The organism is Blautia sp. AF19-1 (assembly GCF_003479155.1).
Classification (GTDB): Bacteria; Bacillota; Clostridia; order Lachnospirales; family Lachnospiraceae; genus Fusicatenibacter; species Fusicatenibacter saccharivorans.
This window is the reverse complement of the sequence record NZ_QUGQ01000062.1, coordinates 1-527: the sequence shown is the minus strand read 5'-3', so window position 1 is coordinate 527 and position 527 is coordinate 1. Positions and strand designations below refer to the sequence as shown.

The 527-nt window shown below is 45.7% G+C and carries 1 pseudogene; it reads left to right on the top strand.

Annotated elements, in window-relative coordinates:
* Positions 1 to 249: pseudogene (locus DWX26_RS16630) on the top strand (VirD4-like conjugal transfer protein, CD1115 family); the annotation flags it as partial.
* Between the last annotated feature and the right edge of the window lie 278 nt (positions 250 to 527).

Genomic DNA, 527 nt, shown 5'->3' with positions numbered 1-527 from the left:
TGTGGCAAAGAGCTGATGAGCCAGGACGAGCTGGCAGTTATGGATGGCGGCAAGTGCATCTTGCAGTTGCGCGGTGTGCGTCCGTTTCTTTCAGACAAGTATGACATTACCAGACACCCTAATTTCAAATACACAGCTGATGCAGACAAGCGAAATACCTTTGATATTGAAGCATTTTTGTCTGCCAGACTAAAACTCAAGCCTGATGAGGTCTGCGATGTATATGAAGTAGACACGGAGGGCGTGTAATACGGTTCCGCTGAGAAAGGAGTGATCGTATCTATTTGCCGCAACTGCCTCTGTTGAGGCCATTGGCGTACAAAGCGGGCAATCATCAACAAAATAATGAAAAAGGAGGACAGCCGGGATCAGGCTCTCATATATCGAGGGCAGATTGTTCCGGCTTTTGTGCGCTTATGAAACAAACCTAACTAATCATTCAAATGATTCCGGCTAATATTATTTATGGCATTTTTTGAACAGGCAATTACCGTTCTTCAGACTCTCGTTATCGCTCTGGGTGCTGG